This window comes from Chryseobacterium sp. UF-290 (assembly GCF_058245615.1).
Window position 1 is genome coordinate 104,159 of the sequence record NZ_JBSICB010000012.1, and the last position, 19,742, is coordinate 123,900.

Here is a 19,742-nt window from a genome sequence, read left to right on the forward strand (position 1 = left end):
TTTTATAAAACTTATAAAGAAAAGCTCCTTTCAGAAACAGTTCTGAGAGGAGCTTTAATGATACTGCTGTTTTAGACCATTAAAGAGCTGAAATTACATTATCAGAATGGTAATTATTTTATTATCGTTTGGTGAATTTTTCCACAACTCTTCTTGCTCCTTCATTAATGTTGATGATGTACTGACCTGTCGGCAGTTGTGAAATATCTATTTTTTCATCAGATACAACAGAACTTTTGATAACGGTTCTTCCCTGAAGATTAATGATTTCAACATCAAGTTTTTTATTTTCATTACTTTGGATCGCTATATAGCTGCTGGAAGGATTAGGGTAAATCTTGGCTTCCAAAGAAGGAAGGCTTTTCGTTGTACCGGAAAATCCACTTTCCAGCTGTAATATGGCATTTTTTACATTAGGCAGGGGCCCGATCTTTTGTCCAGTAACGGTGCCACCCTGAGGAATTCCTGTAGAAACTAAAAGGTTTTTCATCGCAGCCGGAGTTAAATACTGCCCGGTATTCTGATAATAGAAAGACTGGATCAGTACTGCGGCAGAAGCCACTATAGGAGTTGCTGAGCTTGTTCCGCTGAAATAGTTGTAAGTTCTGTTATTATCGTTATCATACTTAGCGTAAGATCCATATCCTGCAGCCATTACACTGCTTCCCCAGCCCTGTACATCCACTCTGTTTCCATAGGTGCTGAAGCTCAGCTTCGAGTGGGTAGTGTTGGGAGAACCTGCTCCCACAATAATAGCCCCGCTGTTTCCCCTTGCCCTGTAGGCTGTATAGAAAGGATCATCAAGGTTCTGGTCTCCATTACCGGCAGCGGCAATGATAATAATTCCGGAGTCAGTAGCAGCTTTAGTCAGATCCCAGATTACACTGTCATATTCAGCAGGGCAATACTGACCGTCTTTCCCGCCTGTCTGCATTTCATACAGAATAATATCGCCGGCATGAGACGCGTTGATCGAACGGCTTACGGCAGAAGCCCTGTTGTAGCCTACAGTGGTCCATTCCATATATCCTTTTATGTCAGAGGCGTTATAGACTGCCCCTGAAAGGCCGATATTGTCTTTTACCGAACCTAATATACTGACAACAGCTGTTCCGTGGTCACGGTAATTATTGCCTGAAAGTCCGGCATTGGGAGTATATCCTGGTTCCAGTTGTATAGAATTTTGGTTGGCCAGCATTTCATGAGTTTTGTAAAAGCCGTATTCTACATCACGAATCCTTATATTTTGTCCTGTGATTCCTCTTGACCAGGCATATTTTGCATTGATTCCAGGATTATCGTTCAGATAGGTCTGCAGGCTTTCCAGGTCGGGAGTGGCGACAAACATATTTACCAATGGAGGTTCTATCGGAACATTGCTCATTACAGATACATATTCTACCTCAGGGAATCTCTCGAGGGTCCGGACAAGCTTCTGAGTGGCTTCTTCGTTTTGTAACGGAAGGTTGGCCTTGAAAATCCGTTTCAGCTTTTCCACAGATTCGGTGGAGTTGCCATTGGCTTTGCTGTTTCTTGCCATTTCGTCCAGCTTACTGTCTGTAAAGCCCAGATCATACGTAAATGAGATCTTATTTTCCCTTGTAAATCTTTCCAGATCAGAATTTCTGCTGAATGCTGCTTTTTCGGAGTTGATGCCTTTTGAAAAACATACATATACTATAGCATTCTGATCATTGTCCTGCTTAGACTTGCCAGATTGATTTTGCCCGAATGAAAGGGATGCACAGAAGATAAGTAATGCTAAAAGATTGATTTTTGTTTTCATATTATTTTTGTTAAATGGTTGTGAATCAGTTTAAGTTTTATCAAAAATAATAATAAAATGAAAACAAATCACATTTTTGTGAGTTTATTTTAAAAATAATAACTATAATTTTCTGTAAGTACTATTATATAAATAAACCTCACAGTTTTTTTAATCTGCGAGGTTTTGGAAAGATATATTTTATAATATTCAAAAGTGAGATAACTCTTTTCGCCTGGCTATGAAGCTATAGTTTTATGAATTTTTCAATGACTCTTCGTGAACCTTCGGTAGCATTGAAAATGTAGGTGCCTTTCACCAAATGGGAAATATCCAGTTTTTTGTCAGGAGAAATAGAGCCTTTTGAAACGACTTGCCCGGTCATATTAATAATCTCAAAATTAATGTCCTTTTTTTCATTACTTTTTATGGATATATAATGAGAAGCCGGGTTAGGATAAATTTCAAGTTGTAATGGGCTCAAAGAGGTATTTTTTACTGAAAGCGTTGCGGCTTCCAATTGGAGTATAGCTGCTTTAACGTTGGGTAATGGCCCTATTTTAGTGCTCAGGTTTCCTCCTTGAGGAATTCCGGTATTCACCAGAAGGCTTTTCATCGCTGATGGAGTCATATACCCGCCGGTAATCTGGAAATAATAAGACTGAAGTAATATGGCTGCAGAAGCTACAATCGGGGTTGCTGAACTTGTACCACTGAACATGGTATAGGTTCTGTTACTATCATTGTCATATTTAGCCCATCCTCCATAGCCGGCAGACAAAACACCCATTCCCCAACCTTGTACATCAACTCTTGAACCATAGGTACTAAATGATAATTTTGAATGTTGAGTCGTGTTACTTCCGGCTCCTACAACAATTGCTCCACTGTTTCCCCTGGCATTATATGGAGCATATGAAGGAGCATCAAGGTTCTGATTGCCGTTTCCTGCTGCTGCAATGATAATGATCCCTGAATCTGTAGCAGCTTTTGTGAGATCCCAGATGAGGTTTTCATATTCTGCAAGTACGTAATTAGGATTTGTTTCGGTAGAATTTATACCGCCGGTCTGCATTTCATAAAGGATGATATCTCCTGCCTGAGAAGCATCAATCGATCTGGTAACGGCGGCCACTCTGTCATAAGAATTTGCTGTCCATTCCAGAAAACCTTTCATTTCCGTAGCATTATAGGCTGCTCCGGATATGCCCATATTATCTTTGGCAGAACCCATGATGCTCATCACTGCAGTACCATGATCCCTGAAATTATAATAAGAGCTGGTAGGGATTGTTAATGAATCCGGTAAAGGTAGGTTTTCCATTTGAATCATGTCTCTGTCAACAAGCATTTCATGAGTTTTATGAAAACCATATTCCACATCTCTCACTCTTACATTTTGCCCCGTTATTCCCTTTGACCATGCATAACTGGCATTGATTCCAGGATCGTCTGTCAAATAAGATTGGAGGGCTTCAAGATCAGGGGTTATAATAAAAGCGCTGGTAAACGGAGGCTTTATAGGTGTATTGCTTATAATAGAAGCATATTCTACTTCTTTGAATTTTTCAAAACCCTCAGCCAATTTTAGAATGCTTTCATTGTCGTTTCTTTGGATTTGAGCTTTATAGATGCGTCTGAGTTTTTGAATAGACTCACCTGAATTTTTGTTTCTTTTGCTGTTTTCAAGCATCTCATCCAGTTTTCGGTCATTCAGCTCAAGACCATGGACAAAAGAAACTCCATTCTCTTTTATAAATTTGGCAAATTCCGGGTTTTGAAGTGAAATCTGCTTTACTATATCTTGACTATTAAATTCTTTGGAGAAACATACATACAGGGTATGGGAATCTGAATCTTTTTGTAATTGAAACTGATTTTTTCTGTTTTGGCCAAATGTTGCAATGCTGCAAAATAGAATTAATAAAATAATTTTTTTCATAAATGTTTTGGTTTTTTGTTATGAATTTCCAAAACGAATATAAATAAATAGTATTAATTATTTTAAATATGTTGTATTTTTTGCTGATTTGTTTGTTTTGTATGTGATTGATATTAAATTTTCCCTTTTCTTTTTAAATATATTCTATTAATTATCCTTTGCATAGTTTTTCTTTTTATGGTTTTATATTCAATTTCTATCAGAAAAGGCTATATAACCGTGAATTTAAGTCTTGATCAGGAGAATTAATGGCATAGACAGTAATATCATGTCTATCTATGTAAGATCACATTTTTGTAATGGAATCCATGACAATGGTGACAGGGCCATCGTTAATCAGGGACACTTTCATATCCGCACCAAAGATTCCGCTTTCGGTTTTGAGTCCGGATTTTGCTATTTCATCTTTAAAATAATCAAACAATGGAACGGCTTTATCCGGTTTAGCCGCTTTGATAAAGGAGGGACGGTTTCCTTTCTTGTAGTCTGCAATTAATGTGAATTGGCTGATGCAAAGAATTTCCCCTGAAATATCCTTTACAGAAAGATTAAGTTTGTCATCTTTATCCCCAAAGATCCTTAGATTTAATACCTTTTGTACAAGCCAGTCCGCATCTGCTTTTTCATCATTTTCATCAATACCTATCAGCAGCATTAATCCTTTCCCTATTTCACCTACAGTTTTGCCGTCTACCTTTACACTGGTTTTAGAGACTCTTTGTATAACGATCTTCATTTTTATTTCTAATAATAAATATTTAAAGTTTTGCTTGCCGGATCATAATTGTAAGGATAGGTTTTGGGAGGGAGAGATGTTTTTCCGCCAGCTTCCGGCTGGCCGGTCCTTAAGATCCATCTTGTGTTATCCTTTGGGCATATGATCGCAATATTGTCTTTTACCTCAAGAGTAGTGTCGTTGTCCGGACATAGATGAGGGGCATTACGGTCATATACTTTAAATGAATTTCCAACACGTACAACGATCAGCCCTCTTGTTCCTGATTGTTCCTGATCTACATATACCCAGCCATTGTCATAATTCAATGCATTATAGGACGGCATGGTATTTAGATTGATCGTTACATTGATAGGACTATTGGGAAAGCAGTTCACGGTATCTTCTCTGCTTCCGCACGAGTTTATGGTTAAATTGCTGAAAATCAATAAGGTGAAAATAGATAAGATTGAAAAAGTTTTTTTCATTTCAATTTAAATTTTTATATATTTGTAAAAATTAAACGATTACAACACGAAAACATTGTCCGGCAAATGTCGGATTATTTTTTTATACTAAAACTAAATTTTGAAAATTATGGCAAGCTATGTAACTAAGGAGGGCCTAGAGAAAATGAAAGCTGAGCTGGAACAGTTAGAAACTGTGGAGAGACCAAAAATTACTCAGCAGATCGCAGAAGCAAGAGACAAAGGAGATTTGTCTGAAAATGCAGAATATGATGCGGCTAAAGAGGCTCAGGGAATGCTTGAAATGAGAATTTCCAAGCTGAAAGATGTTATTTCTACTTCTAAAATTATAGATGAAAGCCAATTAGATACGTCAAAGGTTTCTATTTTAACAACAGTGAAACTTAAAAACAATGCGACTAAGCAGGAGCAGGTATTTACATTGGTACCGGATAACGAAAGTGACCTTAAAACAGGAAGAATTTCTGTAAATACACCGATCGCCAAGGGACTTTTAGGTAAAGCAATAGGTGAAACGGCAGAAATTACGTTACCTAACGGAAACAAACTGTCATTCGAAGTATTAGACATCTCACTATAGTCTGGTACTCCCTTTCTATTTCTAACTTCTAATATCTAACCTCTAACTTCTGATAAAATGAGCACTATATTCACAAAAATCATCAACGGCGAAATTCCCTCTTATAAAATTGCAGAAAATGAAAACTTTATAGCATTCCTGGATGCAATGCCTTTGGTGAAAGGACATACTCTGGTTGTTCCGAAAAAAGAAGTGGATTTGATTTTTGATCTTGAAAGTGAAGAATATAAAAACCTTTGGGGATTTGCCCAGGAGGTAGCCAAGAAGATCAAAACTGCGATTCCATGTGTAAGAGTAGGAGTAGCGGTAGTAGGGCTGGAGGTCCCTCATGCCCACATCCATCTGATCCCTTTGAACAAGATGGAAGACATGAACTTTAGAAATGAAAGATTAAAATTAACGAACGAAGAATATACAGAGATTCAAAACTCAATTATTAATTCTTAAAAACCAGAAAATCGTAAAAAAGTAATTTTTTACGATTTTCTTTAACGTACTACATTATTATATAATATGAATTCCAACCAATGTTCTTTCTGCGGCAGAAAAAGAAATGAAGTGCAGATGCTGATTTCCGGGCAGAATGGTTTTATTTGTGAAAATTGTATAGAGCAGGCACATGCTATTGTGAAAGACAGCGCTTCCAAAACAGGATATTCTCCTGCGGACAGTATGGATGAGCTTAAAAAACCGAAAGAGATCAAGGAATTTCTTGATCAGTATGTGATCGGGCAGGATCAGGCTAAAAAGCAGCTTTCGATAGCCGTGTACAATCATTATAAAAGATTGCTTCACGCTCAGGATGAAAACAGAGAAGTAGAGCTTGAAAAATCAAATATCATTATGATAGGTGAGACGGGGACAGGAAAGACCCTGCTGGCTAAAACTATTGCCAGAGAGCTTAACGTTCCTTTCTGTATCGTGGATGCTACTATTCTGACAGAAGCCGGATATGTAGGGGAAGATGTTGAAAGTATCCTTTCAAGGCTATTGATGGTAGCAGATTATGATGTGGAAAAGGCAGAAAAAGGAATTGTTTTCATTGATGAAATCGATAAGATCGCAAGAAAATCAGATAACCCAAGTATTACCAGAGATGTTTCCGGAGAAGGGGTGCAGCAGGGGTTGCTGAAGCTGCTGGAAGGAAGTATTGTAAACGTACCACCACAGGGAGGAAGGAAACATCCGGATCAGAAATATATCCAGGTCAATACACAGAATATCCTGTTTATCGCCGGAGGAGCTTTCGACGGTATCAAGGAGATTATTGAAAGAAGAATGAACAAACAGGCTATTGGTTTCAGCTCTGAAAAAATCAATAAGACAGATGAAGACGAATATATATTAACAAATATTAATGCGATTGATCTTCGTTCTTTCGGATTAATTCCCGAACTTTTGGGAAGATTTCCAATCATCACTTACCTCGATAAACTCACAAAAGAGACGCTGGTAAGAATTATGAAAGAGCCTAAAAATTCAATTGTGAACCAATTTGTGGAACTTTTCAAAATGGATGGCACGAATTTGGTAATTACCGACGGGGCAATTGAAAGAATTGTTGAAGAAACTATTGAAAAAGGATTGGGCGCCAGAGGGCTTAGAGGTACCACGGAAAAAGTTTTGGAAGACTATATGTTTTCAATCGGAGAGGAAAAGGAAATTATATTAACAGAAGATAATATTTTGATTAATAGATAAAATGTTTTTTTTTTTAAGAAAAAAATAATACCTTTGCGGGTGAAGATTGTATTAACACACAAATAATTTATACAATGAGAAAAAGTTTATTTGCTATAGGTCTTTTAGCCGTTAGCTATTCTGTTCAGGCGCAGAATGTTTTATGTCACGTAGACACTAACGCTAATATGTATGTGAGCGAAGGCACCCTAGTTTATAGCGGTGGTGGTGTGCAGACAAGAGGTAATGGTCTTTTGGATTTGCACGGAAACATGATGGTTGTAGGTACAACCGCAGATGCTTTTAAAACAATTGATGCCGGAGGTGCAGATAAAACTGATGGTGGGAATATTGTTTTGAGGCTAAATACTCCGGCGAGTTTTGCTACTTCTACTTACGGCCAATTGTACATTGACGGATTATCCCAATCCAACATTACTGGTATTGTAACTAAAGAGTACAGAACTACAAGCCAGGGGAATGGTAATTATTTCCAACACATTGCCTTACCTTTCCATGGTAAAGCATTAAGTTCTTTATCTACTGAACTTGGTAAAACTTTCAATACTGGACGATACAGTAATCCAATTTTGAAATGGCACAATACTAATGCAGTATCCGATCACTTTACAAATTTAGCAACTACTACCATCGATGGTTCTGGTGACTACATGCTGAAAGTTACAAATAATGATTGGAATCCAAGTGCACCTGCTTCAGGAGATGTTTTTGCGGTTAACGGAGCACCTTATGCACAATTTGCTAGTGCTACAAACCTACAGAATGCAGGAAATGTAAATTTTGGAGTTAATGGTAATAATAATAATGCCTATAACGAAAAATATAATACATATCTTGACGACTTATTTGAATTTACAGCAAGCCCATGGACCGGAACATTTGGTAAAAACTGGTACCAGTTCGGAAATCCATTCCTTACTAATATTGATTTATCTAAAATCGGATATGACGAAGGAGGAATATCGGATGGAAATGCAGTAACAAATATTTGGGGAGTTCAGTATGATCCAGGTACTATTCACACTTTGCCAACAGGGTCTACATATGCAACCGATTCTAAAGTTGTAACATATCAGCCTACAGGTAACGGTGTAGCTCCGGTGGGAGACGTAGATTTGGTCGTTATTAAACCTATGCAGACTTTCAAAATAAAGTTGAGAGATAATACGCTCCAAACTTTAAACTTTAATACTTTAAGAAGGTTTAAGGAAACTGCCAGAGCTGAAGGTACTGATTATAATGTAACAGCAGCTAGGACTACTCAAAAGACTGGTAAAGGTACCATCAAACAGCTTGGTGTTATTGGTCTTGATGCTAATGGAAAAGAAATTTCAAGAACATACTACGTAGTGTCTCCTGAATCAACAACGGGACATCAGACATCTGTCGCAACAACTGTTCAGGCTTCTGCAGGTAAAAATATGATTGGTACTTTTGAAGAATCACTGAACGGAGGGTATGATAATAATTATACAAACTATTGGTTGTATATTAATGAAGCGAATGAAAGTAATTTCCAGGGTAAGAATGTTATGTTGGTAAATTACCATGTAGATAAAGTTAAAAAATATAAATTCGAGATCAGAGAAAATGCAGTGTTAATCCCTGCAGGTGCTCATCAGCTTTCTTCTGGAATTGGATTCTACTACAAAGCGGCTAACGGAAATCTGATAGAAGCTAAACAGGGAGAGGTAGTCACTGTTACAGGAGATGAAGCTAATTTATATTATGGAGCACCTAATGATGCTACCTTAGCGAAAAAAGAAGAAAAAGTAGTAACGCCTTCAAGAACATTGGTGGTATACGATCCATCAATTACAAATTATATTGTAAGATTTGATCCAAAATGGAAGAAGGCAGATATTGAAGTTTATGATATGAGCGGTAAACTGGTAATCTCTAAAAAAGCGGTTGATGCATCCAGGGATTTTGTAATCGAGCTTGATGGCTCTGTTAAAAATTCATATGTTGTAAAAATCGTTTCTGATAAGGGTGAAACTGTTAATACTAAAATCTTAAAATAAACAAATATGAAAACTATTAATAAATTAACATACGTTCTTTTTCTTTTTGCTGCAATACTATATGTTCAGGCAGCTCCACCAATCCCTGGAGGAGGAGGTGGTGGTGGTGACGGTACAGGAGCACCATCTTCGCCAATTGACATGTATGTTTATGCACTTTCAGTGATCGCAATTATGTTTATCGTATTCTTTACTAAAAAGTATAAAAGTCAAAAAGCATAAAATTTTATTAAAATAATAGCAAACTCTCTGATTAGTCAGAGAGTTTTTTTATTTTTACTTTATGAAAAAGATTTATACATTGTCTGCAGTTTTAGCTGCATTTGCTTTGCAGGCTCAATTTACAGTCACAGTTCAGACTCCGGCAGAATTTAAAGATCAGGATGCCATTCTATATACATTAAACGGTTCAAAAGATATTATTGTTACAAAAGAACAAAGTAAAAATAATACATGGACTTTTAAATATCCGACTAACTATATGGGAATGATGAAAGTCTATTTCCCGGGATCCAATAATACAGTAAGCTTCATTTCTGAGAATAAAAATGTAAACTTTAAACTGGACATCCAGAATAATAAAGTTAAAGATGTCATCTATCTGGATGAAGCGAATGAATTGATGAGCAAACAGCAGGAGGGCTCACAAAAGAAAGAGCTTATCCTCCCGGCGCTGGCTCAGATCAAAGAATATTACAAAGACAATACTGATTTCGGAAAAGCGCTGAAAACAGAGATCGACAGGCTTTCCGGTACCTCTACTTCTATTGATGCGGCAAAGCATCCGTTCATAGCCTATTATAATACCAATTACAGCAAGTTTTTAGGAAATCAGTCTGATCAATCCAAAAAAATAAATCAGGACGAAATAGTCAACTTTCTGGACAAATCCGGTGATATGCTGGAAAGCTCTTCATTATTGAGACCGGTATTGGTTGCTTATCTTAACTCAGGAGGGAATACCAATGTTACCGGTTCTGTAGATAAACTTTTAGACCGTTTGAAAGTTGAAACTCCAAGAGGGCAGACTGTTCTGTCAGAACTGATCGATATTTTTGATGTTTATCAGATGGACGAATTCAAAAGCAAATACCTGACACTTGCCAAGAACCTTAAATGTACGATCAACGACAGGCTTGCTTCTACATTGAAATCTAATGCTAACGTTGAAATAGGTGCTGTTTTTCCTAATAATAAGTTCCAGTCAGCCACTAACACTACAGCGAAATCTTTACATGATATAAAAGCAGATAAAAAGGTGATTGTTTTCTGGTCATCTACCTGCTCTCATTGCGAAAGTGAACTTCCGAAGCTTTTGGAAAAATATAATGATCTTAAAACAAAAAATATTCAGGTTATTGCCTTATCTCTGGATGTGGATAAAAATTCTTATACGAGCAAGATCGCAGCATTTCCTTGGGTCAATGATTCAGAATTGAGAGGATGGAACAGTTCTTACATAGATACGTACAATGTTCATGCAACTCCTACCTATTTTATTGTAGATTCTAACAATAAGATAATCAGCAAACCAGACCATGTGGGGGATGTTTTGGAATATTTTAAGCTAAAATAATTTTGGTGGTTAAAATATATTTTCTATATTTGCACCACCAAAACGGCGAGGTAGCTCAGTTGGTTAGAGCGCAGGATTCATAACCCTGAGGTCACGGGTTCAATTCCCGTCTTCGCTACAATAAAAAAATCCGTACTATGTTTACTAAAAAACATTTTACGGATTTTTGCTTTTAAATAATGCCGATTAAAATATCAGATGCATGGGATCAGATGCAAAAATTGGGGATTTACTTTTTATAAAAAAAGGTAATGTGGTCAAAAATAGTTGGTGTTTTTTAGAAAAATAATTCGTAATATTTTGCAGTTGATAGGAAGAGGAAATGAGCAATGCTGAGGAGCAACTCATCAGCAATACAATCAATGCTGTAAACAATAGTTTAAAAGGATGGTTTTTGCCATCCTTTTTTTCATAGATTATTGGAACAGCTTTATGGCTAAAAAAACCTTCATTTTTTTTTGTTTTTGTAGAAAAGATACCATTGTATAAACTTTTTTCTTCGGCTTTTAGTAAGTCCTCGATGAATGTTAAGATTCCCTTTTAGATGTCCGAAGAAAGACTCTATTCCATTCGTTGTTTTAGGGATTTTATGATTTTGTAGGAAAGTGAACATATTTGGTAAGGCCTTTCTGATAACAGAAAAACATCTTCTCACCATTTTGTGGGTGTACCAGTATCATCCTGTTTCTAGGCTGTATGATTTTTCGTTTAAAAAATCTTTGTGCTTTTCGAACCAATCTAGGAATTCTTTTATCCAATATTGTTTTTTTAATTCATTATCAATAAAGTGAAGTTTGCAAACGATTTCACGGAGTTCAAAACCAGCATTTGATTTCGGGTAAGCAGAAAGCCATATTTTACACATTCTCTGAATATGAACCAGGCATCGCTGAACAGGAACTTTCGGGCAGGCTTTACGAATGGCCTTGAGTAATGATTTATCGCCATCGCAGGTTATTCCTCCAATTTTAATTCCCAAATTCAGAATGTTTTCCAAATCTTCTTTCATCTCTTCATAATGTTCTCCATCTGTAATTCTGTAGAGTTGTGTTTGTTTAAAAACATTGTCTCTGAAGACAACAAGACAAATTTCATTGGAAAAATAAGTACCATCAATCAGCAGATAAACCTCCTTGTTCTGGCTGTAAGTTAGCTTGGGAGCTTTGCCGAGCATTGTGTTAAAATACCGCTGAAGAGTACTGACTGAATATCCGGATTCGTCTGAAATCTGTTCATAAGTTTGCTTTCCGATAATCCATTTTTTAAACCAAATCTCTTTGTTCTTTAAACTCACAGATTTATTTTCAGAAGTGAAATAAATGCCACAATTTTTACATTTAAAACGACGCTTATTATTCTGTTTCCCCCAAGAAATCACATCCAGACTACTGCAACTCCAACAACGATTTTTTTTGAATTTTCAGGCATATAGAAAGTTTATTGAAACAAAGTTCAATAAACTTTCTATATGATCAGTAATAATCGGTGTTACAAAGAATTATACCAACTATATTTGACTATTAAACCTAAAAAAATAAACCGCCTCCACAATGAGGCGGTTTGCATTTTATTGTTACGGTCTTTATCAGGATTGGTAGCCGAGTAATTTCCTGATCTGATAGAAAAATCTTTCGATAAGCCTTAGGTCCTGTGTTACGATTTCTGCACTGCCCCTAAGCTCTTTATCAAAGGTAAGCGTTTTGTTGTAGCTTGTTTTTAATCCTTTTGGCAGTATAACATCTACATAATAATTTCCCTTTTCATCCGGGATAAGGGATATATTCTGTACTTTTCCTTCTATGATCCCATATTCCTGGAAACGGTAGTTATCAAGTTTGATCAGTACTTTTTCTCCCGGAACGATCTTTCCGGAATTTGTAGTAGGAACAGACATCCTGCCTACTAATTTTTCTTTATTTTCCGGGAGAATAGATAAGATAGGCTCACCGCTTTTTACAAACTGATTTTCACCAAAAAACTGTTGAAAACTTGCCATACCATCCGTAGATGATATGACGAGATAATTCTGCTCCCACTGTTTTAAGGACTTTCGAAGCTGTTCAAACAACTGTAAGGTCTGCGATGAGTATGTAATTCTGTCTTTTTCCGTATTAATGGCAGTTCCGCTCCTTGTCTTGTTAAGATTCGACATTCCTTCTTCTGCCTGAGATATGGAAATATTAATGTTTTCAAGGTTTTGTTGGGCCTGAAGATATTTGATCTTTTCGTTTTCAAGCTCCATGGCGGAAATGACCCCCTGATTGAAAAGCTCCTGAGATCGGTTAAAGTTTTTCTTGGTAAGATCATACTTTAATGATTCAAGGTTTTTCTGTTGTTTTAAAGTAGCCATTCTGACCTTATATTCCGAAATGCTCTGATTCGTTGCCAGATTTTCGGGTGCATAGGGTTGTAGCCTTGTAAATAGCTCTTCATCCTGAAATGCTTTGGCAAAGCTGTTATATTCACCCTGGAGCTCTCCAAGCTTAAATCTTGAAGCCCGGGAAAGCGGGAAGGATGATAAGTGATTAGGTGCGGTAGAATCAACTATTTTTTTCAATTCCAGGATGTCTTTATAGTTTGCAGCAGACTGCATCACCATCAATACTTCATTTTTTTTGACCTTCTGATGGTCTTTAATGAATATTTTTTCAATTTTGGAACTGATTCTTGCTTCTATTTTCTCAGGAGGGTTCTGAGAAGTCACAATAATAGGAGCCGGTACAAATTCCGGGTATTTTATGATGTAACTCATGGCCAGGATAAGCAGAAGAATAATAAATATAATGGTGTTTCCCCAGCGTATCATCCAATGTGGAGGCTGGGTAAGAATATCCTGTACGCTTTCTGAGCGGAGTTGAATATTGTCTAAAACGTCTTCTTTCATTTTTCTAAAATAAAATTAAGCAAATGGGTAATTCCCGTCATACCATGATGGTGGAGAAATGTCCGCATCCAACTGCCAGGACACTACAATACATGGCAATTTCTGTCCGGAATTATTATTCCACTGACAAAAACCAAATTTTTTCTGGAAATTTTTTTAAATTTTTCATACTAAATAACAGTTTTAAATTTTCCTGTACCGATCATTGGGATATGGATTAATTTCCTAATTCAAGCTGGTTCCTTACAAGTCTGTAATATTCTCCCCGTAAGTCTACCAGTTCTGCATGGCTGCCTTCCTCTACTACTTTTCCTTTATCCAGTACAATGATCTTGTCGGCATGTCTTACCGTAGAAAGCCTGTGAGCAATGACTACTGCTGTTTTACCTTTAAAGAACTGTTCAAGGTTTTCCATAATGACCCTTTCATTGTTGGCATCCAATGCTGATGTTGCTTCATCAAATAAAATATATTCAGGAGATTTGTAAACGGCTCTTGCGATAAAGAGTCTTTGTTTTTGTCCTCCACTTACCCCGACTCCTTCATTTCCGATCTTGGTATTGTAGCTTAACGGAAGACTTTCGATAAATTCTTTGATATTGGCAATTTCTACGGCACGTCTCAGTTTTTGTTTATCAATATGATCTTCGCCCACAGCAATATTATTGGCTATCGTATCATTAAATACATAGCCTTCCTGCATTACCACTCCGCAATGATCTCTCCAAAACCTTGGGGAAACATTTTTCAGGTTGGTATTTCCGATTTTAATTTCGCCCTGATTGGGATCGTAAAACTTCATCAGAAGCTTCAGTAATGTCGTTTTTCCACTTCCGCTGGCTCCTACAATCGCTGTAGTTTGCTGATAAGGAATGGTAAGATTCAGGTTTTCAAAAACTGGAACATCAGATCCGATATATCTGAATGACATATCAGTGATCTCAATATCTTTTTGAGGAATCTCCATAGCATACTGTTCATTCTTATCTTCTTCGTCTTCTTTATCATGAATTTCCCCCAATCTTTCAAGGGAGATCTTGGCATCCTGAGTTTGCTTGATAAAGTCGATAAGCTGTAGAAGAGGGCTGTTCAGCTGTCCGATGATATATTGCACGGAAAGCATCATCCCGAGCGTCAGGTTTCCGCTTAAAACCAGTTTGGCAGAAAGGAAGCTCACCAGGATATCCTTCATCTGGTTGATAAAGTTACCTCCCACCGATTGCCATTGCTCTAATGAGAGAGATTTTATTCTGATTTTAAATAATTTTACCTGAAGAAATTCCCAGTCCCATCGTTTCTGCTTTTCCGCATTATGCATTTTGATCTCCTGCATCCCGTTGATCAGTTCTATAACCTTACTTTGTTCCTGGGAAACCTGAGAGAATCTTTTGTAATCAAGTTCTTTTCTTTTTTTTAGGAAAAAGGTAATCCAGCCGATATAGGATATGGCCCCTACAAGATACACGACGAAAAGCCTGTAATCATAAAGCAACAGAACAATACTGAAGATAATCAGGTTGACCAGTGAAAATAACGTATTCAGTGAAGAGCTTGTAAGAAGCTGTTCTATTCTGTGGTGGTCATTGATCCTCTGCATGATATCTCCGGTCATTCTTGTATCAAAAAAGCTGATAGGGAGTCTCATCAGTTTGATAAAGAAATCGGAAATGATGGAAATATTGATTCTGGCCGAAAGGTGAAGAAGAATCCAGCTTCGGATGGTTTCTATTCCCATTCTTCCGAGGAAGAGCATGACCTGGGCAAGCAGGACAAGATAGACGAAATTAATATCCTGATTCTGTATCCCGACGTCTACGATACTTTGGGTAAGAAACGGGAAAATCAATGAAAGTAAACTTCCTGCCAATAATCCTACAGCAAGCTGAATAACAAGTGACTTGTATTTAAAGAGATACTTGGAGAGAAAAGAAAAGCTGGCTTTACTTTCTTCGTTGTCAAATTCGGTCTGGAAGAATGACGGTGTCGTTTCCAGGATAAGCGCAATTCCTTCTTCTGTATTTTCATTGGCATTTTCCCCGATCCAGAATTTGATGAATTCTTCCCTCGTGTAGGTGATCAGTCCGTAGCTGGGATCTGATATGTATACTTTGTTATTTTTATCAATTTTATAAACGACAACAAAATGATTTTTATTCCAATGTACAATACAAGGGAATGGAACTTCTTCTTTGAGGGTATTAAAGTCGATCTGGACTCCCAGTGAACGGAAGCCGAGGTTTTCTGCAGCATCACTCAGCCCAAGTAGGCTGCTGCCTTCACGGGTCGTTTCAGAAAGGTTACGGATCTGTTGAAGCGATATGCTTTTGCCGTAATATTTGCTTACGATCCTGAGACAGGTAGGGCCACAGTCTTTAGTGTCTGGTTGCTTATAAAAAGGAAATTTTTTCAAAACTAATATTTAGTATAAAATGTCGTCAATGGATGACGACATTTTTAATTGTATTCAAAATTCTAACTCAATAAAATGGCAGACTATACATAGCACCATTTGTTGCAGGCATCTATAGCCCCTTCTTTAGGGGGATTGGTCTTTGATTCACAATAGCTTGCTTCACGCTGGGGGATGTCCGCTGTGCTCAAGCTTTCTCTGGAAAGTTTTTTTAAATTTTTCATAATAAATAGTTTTTTTGTTGCACTTCAGATCTTTTCTATATATCTGTTTTTGTTTTCCTAAGATAGTGAAATTTCAAATGATGAGATTTAATTGTTAAATTTCCTCATCGTCTATTAACTCATCAATAAAGAATAAAAGATCTTCACGATCATATTTATCCGGGAACTGATACCCGTTAATAATAAAGATCGGTGTAAAGCTTAATCCTGCATTACTGTTCTCTACGGACATTTCAACAAGAGGATTCAGATTTTCCGATGTTGGAGCTCCTCCTGAAAGGGTATTGACCTTTGCTTCATCTTTTGTTTCAAACCATGTTTCTACAGCATGCAGGAAATCTTTCTCCGGTTTGCTATGATAAATGTGGGTAAGGTCAGAAATGAGTTGTGTGTATTTTTCATGTGTTCTTTCAGGAGTATAATTGAATCGCATCTGTAATGAAATATCATCAGGATATTTTTCCAAAAGACCTTCAGCCAGTTTGTGGGCATCTTTACAAAAACCGCAATATGGATTGGAAACAATGGAAATACGAAGTTTTGCCTCTTTATTTCCCACTGAAAATGTTTGGGTATCCTGAAATTCTATTTTTTCATTTTGCTGTAACTGGCTTTTAAAAAGCTCATAATTTCTTTTAAATCTGAGATTTTTAGCATTGGATTTCTGAAGGCTTTCTTTCTCTTCAAGAAGAGTATTGAAATAGATCACGGCAGAGAAAGTAAGTGCCCATAAAATAATTGTCAGTAAAAGAGCTCCAATTCCGAAAGAAGGATTTTGAAAGAATAAAATACTTATAATCAGCTGCCCGGCAAGGATTGAAATGATTAAAAGACAAACTCTGCAAAAAGTCTTTTCTACAAAAGCCTGGATATAAAGGGAATATCCTATAGCCAGTACAGAAACAAAAGTAAATCCTTTTACAATATAAGCGGTTGCCGGTAGAAATAAGCCCAATATGGCAAGCCCTGCAAAGTAAATTAATGAAAAATCAGAAAATTTTAAACCTAAGATGCTGGTTTTATCCTGCTTAATAATTTTATCACACGAATTAACAGTCTGGGCGGTTGCATCACCTCCTCCGCATATGCTTCCGATAACGGTAGAGGTGTTTCCGAATTTCTGGTTGAAAATTTCCAGGGAAATATATACTCCTGCCAGGGACAGCAGGTTGAAAATGGCTTCATATAGGGTTTGACTGATAAAAGAATAGGCAATAACAACGGCAAAAATACCGTAAAGTACCGGCTTGAAATTGAAGGCTGTTTTGCTTTCTGCTTTTTCCGTTTTTTCAAACAGAAGTACAAAGTCCGTTGACTTCTTATAAAGCTCATCCTTATCAAACGTTTTTGCTTTTTCTGAATACACTGAATAACTACTTCCTGATTTTTTTACCAAAGAGAAAGAATTTTCAACAATTGCAATAAATTCTTCCGGAAGCTCATCCCAGTATTCTTTGTCAAGTTCATAGGCGTCATTTTTCACTCCCATGAAGTTCAGCGTATCACTAAAAGCCAATGCTGACGGGTAATTGGGATGAGAGTTGAACTGAAAAATGAACTCCTGCTTATCAAGTTTGAGATAGTTAATTAGTTTGTCAAAAATCATATTAATATTTTTATCTAAAATACACAGATGTTTTAAATATACCAAAAAATTTTTCTTTTATCAGTGAGATATAGACGGTAGTTGGCAGATATGATTTGGTTTTCAATATTTTATTTTGTGGGATCTTGTTTGAAAATTCCTTGTACGTGCAGGTATGTAACTGTGTTAAAACGTTTCTACAGTCTACATCATTTCCCACAGATGACTATTTAAAGGTTTTCATGGTTAAAGTCTGGCACCTGTGGGGTAAAAGGAACGATATAATTATATCGAATGACCTGATGGTAGAGCTGCTTAAGTTTTTAATCTTATTTTAAAAGCTTCCCATATTATAATGTCGGATTGCTTTTTATTCTACCCGGATTATCAGCCTTCGGACAATACAAAAAAATAATTGTTCAGGATAAAAATTGGGCCACTAACAGGTTAATTAAGTGAGAGCGAATTTTAGAAATATTTTTAGCTGGAAATAAAAATAACTCCAATTTTTTATTCATGGAGAAAACCAGATAAAAAGAATATTTTATTTTTAATTAAATATTGAGTTTTGTATTATATTTTTACTTTAACTTCACTTTTATTGGTATTCTGCGTTAATATATGAAATTTGATTGTGATTCATATTATTGCTATCCGAACTCAAAAAAACTTAAAAAATCATAAAGTTTTCATAAAGTTTTAAAAAAGAATAGAAATGTTTTTGTATTTATAAAATATGTCGTACTTTTACATCGCCTTGAATGAGGGAACAAGTCAAGGTAATAAATTTTTTTTCATCATTTGTGTTTTTAGAATCGTATCGCCTGATACGATTCTTTTTTTATACCTATTTTTCGTAGTTTAACAGGAGATCTATAAAGTAAGAATAAGTGACCGAACCCTCCTGTTGGTTGCTTTTAAGGAACAGGTTATTGGTGAAGCCAAAAAAGTCATCCAGCCAGCCCTGATGTCTGTATATGAAACTTTTCTCATACGCACGGTCTCTTTTCATTGCAGGAGAATAGCTGTTAAGAGCAGATTTCACAAACTCCGGATCATTATCCGCAATAAACCTTAAAAGGCTTTTTAAAGTAAAAAATTCCGTGCTGTATCTCAAATCTGTATTGCTGGAATTGACACCCAGTAGATAGCCTACGAAATTCGCTTCCTGTTCTCTGGCAAAACCTAGCTGGTGAGAACTTTCATGGGCCGTAGTGAAAGGAATGAAAGTGTGGGGGAGCTCAGAATTATACTGTGCTTCCGCAGTAAAAGGATTATAATATCCCAAAATACCCGTAAAGCTCATCATATTTTTGAATAGACTTGGTTTAATGGCCAGAACCTGTGGGGCTTTTTTATCTGAAATGTATTGAGGCAGCTTTGTCTGCTGATATAAAATTTCCTTTTGTACATCCTGAAGGCTGGTGATGATGAATACCCCATTGTGATCTTCATGTACAGATTGCCGGGTCGTTTTACATTTTTCAAGATAGCGGAGCGCAAGTTCTTTAGCTCTGGCTATTTCCGGTTGCTTCTGGCTTGAAAGCTTTTTGATGACCGGGGTCTGAAAATACAGCATCCCCCAGAAAATCTGATAGGTAAAATAGAAGATGTTGATGATGATCAGCAACTTTAGCAAAGCATTGCTTCTAATCCTTTTCTTGAATAAAGAAATCAGGTAAAACAAAAGAAAGATTCCCAGTACAATGTAAATAACATCTCCCATTGAAAAAGGAAGCCAGCTGAATAACATCTGATGGATTTTTTTCTGAAGCTCAAAAAAACTTTCAAAAAAACGGATCATCAGCGATGACTTAGAGAAACAGTAAAACAAAAGAAATTGGGCAA

At 36.6% G+C, this 19,742-nt stretch carries 16 protein-coding genes, 1 tRNA gene and 1 pseudogene; 7 read left to right on the forward strand and 11 right to left on the reverse strand.

Annotation, left to right across the window (positions count from 1 at the left end; all coding sequences use genetic code 11):
* Window positions 1-121: 121 nt before the first annotated feature.
* The 4 genes from AC4IF5_RS14780 to AC4IF5_RS14795 all read right to left on the reverse strand — a co-directional run bounded on the left by AC4IF5_RS14780 (window position 122) and on the right by AC4IF5_RS14795 (window position 4,910).
* On the reverse strand, window positions 122-1,786 hold the full coding sequence (locus tag AC4IF5_RS14780; protein ID WP_490735785.1) for a S8/S53 family peptidase: 1,665 nt from the start codon (window positions 1,784-1,786) through the stop codon (window positions 122-124).
* Between the two features lie 226 nt (window positions 1,787-2,012).
* Window positions 2,013-3,707, reverse strand: coding sequence for a S8 family peptidase (locus AC4IF5_RS14785; protein WP_490735787.1), 1,695 nt, complete (start codon window positions 3,705-3,707; stop codon window positions 2,013-2,015).
* 286 nt (window positions 3,708-3,993) lie between these two features.
* A complete protein-coding gene (gene dtd, locus AC4IF5_RS14790) occupies window positions 3,994-4,443 on the reverse strand; it encodes a D-aminoacyl-tRNA deacylase (RefSeq protein WP_490735789.1) in 450 nt (149 codons plus the stop codon).
* Window positions 4,444-4,451: 8 nt separating this feature from the next.
* Window positions 4,452-4,910, reverse strand: coding sequence for a hypothetical protein (locus tag AC4IF5_RS14795; RefSeq protein ID WP_490735791.1), 459 nt, complete (start codon window positions 4,908-4,910; stop codon window positions 4,452-4,454).
* Between the two features lie 109 nt (window positions 4,911-5,019).
* On the opposite strand from AC4IF5_RS14795, the gene greA reads away from it, so the two are divergent.
* The 7 genes from greA (at window position 5,020) to AC4IF5_RS14830 (ending at window position 10,909) form a co-directional block, all read left to right on the forward strand.
* The gene (gene greA, locus AC4IF5_RS14800; protein WP_047373880.1) at window positions 5,020-5,490 is read left to right on the forward strand and encodes a transcription elongation factor GreA; all 471 of its coding nucleotides are present in this window, start codon (window positions 5,020-5,022) and stop codon (window positions 5,488-5,490) included.
* A gap of 57 nt (window positions 5,491-5,547) precedes the next feature.
* The gene (locus AC4IF5_RS14805; RefSeq protein WP_002981730.1) at window positions 5,548-5,937 is read left to right on the forward strand and encodes an HIT family protein; all 390 of its coding nucleotides are present in this window, start codon (window positions 5,548-5,550) and stop codon (window positions 5,935-5,937) included.
* A 66-nt stretch (window positions 5,938-6,003) separates the two neighbouring features.
* Window positions 6,004-7,191, forward strand: a complete 1,188-nt coding sequence (clpX, locus tag AC4IF5_RS14810) for an ATP-dependent Clp protease ATP-binding subunit ClpX (protein WP_490735793.1) — start codon at window positions 6,004-6,006, stop codon at window positions 7,189-7,191.
* A 74-nt stretch (window positions 7,192-7,265) separates the two neighbouring features.
* Window positions 7,266-9,215 (forward strand): T9SS type A sorting domain-containing protein, encoded by a 1,950-nt coding sequence (locus AC4IF5_RS14815; RefSeq protein WP_490735795.1) that lies wholly within the window; start codon window positions 7,266-7,268, stop codon window positions 9,213-9,215.
* Between the two features lie 6 nt (window positions 9,216-9,221).
* Window positions 9,222-9,437, forward strand: a complete 216-nt coding sequence (locus AC4IF5_RS14820) for a signal peptidase (RefSeq protein WP_490735797.1) — start codon at window positions 9,222-9,224, stop codon at window positions 9,435-9,437.
* A gap of 61 nt (window positions 9,438-9,498) precedes the next feature.
* Entirely contained in the window at window positions 9,499-10,791 is a 1,293-nt protein-coding gene (locus AC4IF5_RS14825) for a peroxiredoxin family protein (protein ID WP_490735799.1), read from the forward strand.
* Between the two features lie 44 nt (window positions 10,792-10,835).
* Window positions 10,836-10,909 (forward strand) — tRNA-Met (locus AC4IF5_RS14830).
* Between the two features lie 558 nt (window positions 10,910-11,467).
* On the opposite strand, the gene AC4IF5_RS14835 is transcribed toward AC4IF5_RS14830, so the two are convergent.
* From AC4IF5_RS14835 to AC4IF5_RS14865, 7 genes and pseudogenes are all read right to left on the reverse strand, one after another.
* On the reverse strand, window positions 11,468-12,085 hold the full coding sequence (locus tag AC4IF5_RS14835) for a transposase (protein ID WP_490735801.1): 618 nt from the start codon (window positions 12,083-12,085) through the stop codon (window positions 11,468-11,470).
* A 24-nt stretch (window positions 12,086-12,109) separates the two neighbouring features.
* Window positions 12,110-12,184, reverse strand: a pseudogene (locus tag AC4IF5_RS14840) (IS1/IS1595 family N-terminal zinc-binding domain-containing protein); the annotation flags it as partial.
* 192 nt (window positions 12,185-12,376) lie between these two features.
* Window positions 12,377-13,675 carry an HlyD family secretion protein gene (locus AC4IF5_RS14845; protein WP_490735802.1) on the reverse strand — a complete coding sequence of 433 codons (1,299 nt, stop codon included), beginning with the start codon at window positions 13,673-13,675 and terminating at the stop codon, window positions 12,377-12,379.
* A 217-nt stretch (window positions 13,676-13,892) separates the two neighbouring features.
* Entirely contained in the window at window positions 13,893-16,085 is a 2,193-nt protein-coding gene (locus AC4IF5_RS14850; protein WP_490735804.1) for a peptidase domain-containing ABC transporter, read from the reverse strand.
* A gap of 83 nt (window positions 16,086-16,168) precedes the next feature.
* The gene (locus AC4IF5_RS14855) at window positions 16,169-16,309 is read right to left on the reverse strand and encodes a bacteriocin-like protein (protein WP_490735806.1); all 141 of its coding nucleotides are present in this window, start codon (window positions 16,307-16,309) and stop codon (window positions 16,169-16,171) included.
* A gap of 94 nt (window positions 16,310-16,403) precedes the next feature.
* Window positions 16,404-17,915, reverse strand: a complete 1,512-nt coding sequence (locus AC4IF5_RS14860) for a vitamin K epoxide reductase family protein (protein ID WP_490735808.1) — start codon at window positions 17,913-17,915, stop codon at window positions 16,404-16,406.
* A gap of 826 nt (window positions 17,916-18,741) precedes the next feature.
* Window positions 18,742-19,698, reverse strand: coding sequence for a DUF3810 domain-containing protein (locus AC4IF5_RS14865; RefSeq protein WP_490735810.1), 957 nt, complete (start codon window positions 19,696-19,698; stop codon window positions 18,742-18,744).
* Between the last annotated feature and the right edge of the window lie 44 nt (window positions 19,699-19,742).

Coding starts and splice junctions, on each gene's coding strand:
- AC4IF5_RS14780 (WP_490735785.1), bottom strand. CDS start 1,786: ATGAAAACAAAAATCAATCTTTTAGCATTACTTATCTTCTGTGCATCC.
- AC4IF5_RS14785 (WP_490735787.1), bottom strand. CDS start 3,707: ATGAAAAAAATTATTTTATTAATTCTATTTTGCAGCATTGCAACATTT.
- dtd (WP_490735789.1), bottom strand. CDS start 4,443: ATGAAGATCGTTATACAAAGAGTCTCTAAAACCAGTGTAAAGGTAGAC.
- AC4IF5_RS14795 (WP_490735791.1), bottom strand. CDS start 4,910: ATGAAAAAAACTTTTTCAATCTTATCTATTTTCACCTTATTGATTTTC.
- greA (WP_047373880.1), top strand. CDS start 5,020: ATGGCAAGCTATGTAACTAAGGAGGGCCTAGAGAAAATGAAAGCTGAG.
- AC4IF5_RS14805 (WP_002981730.1), top strand. CDS start 5,548: ATGAGCACTATATTCACAAAAATCATCAACGGCGAAATTCCCTCTTAT.
- clpX (WP_490735793.1), top strand. CDS start 6,004: ATGAATTCCAACCAATGTTCTTTCTGCGGCAGAAAAAGAAATGAAGTG.
- AC4IF5_RS14815 (WP_490735795.1), top strand. CDS start 7,266: ATGAGAAAAAGTTTATTTGCTATAGGTCTTTTAGCCGTTAGCTATTCT.
- AC4IF5_RS14820 (WP_490735797.1), top strand. CDS start 9,222: ATGAAAACTATTAATAAATTAACATACGTTCTTTTTCTTTTTGCTGCA.
- AC4IF5_RS14825 (WP_490735799.1), top strand. CDS start 9,499: ATGAAAAAGATTTATACATTGTCTGCAGTTTTAGCTGCATTTGCTTTG.
- AC4IF5_RS14845 (WP_490735802.1), bottom strand. CDS start 13,675: ATGAAAGAAGACGTTTTAGACAATATTCAACTCCGCTCAGAAAGCGTA.
- AC4IF5_RS14855 (WP_490735806.1), bottom strand. CDS start 16,309: ATGAAAAATTTAAAAAAACTTTCCAGAGAAAGCTTGAGCACAGCGGAC.
- AC4IF5_RS14860 (WP_490735808.1), bottom strand. CDS start 17,915: ATGATTTTTGACAAACTAATTAACTATCTCAAACTTGATAAGCAGGAG.
- AC4IF5_RS14865 (WP_490735810.1), bottom strand. CDS start 19,698: ATGATCCGTTTTTTTGAAAGTTTTTTTGAGCTTCAGAAAAAAATCCAT.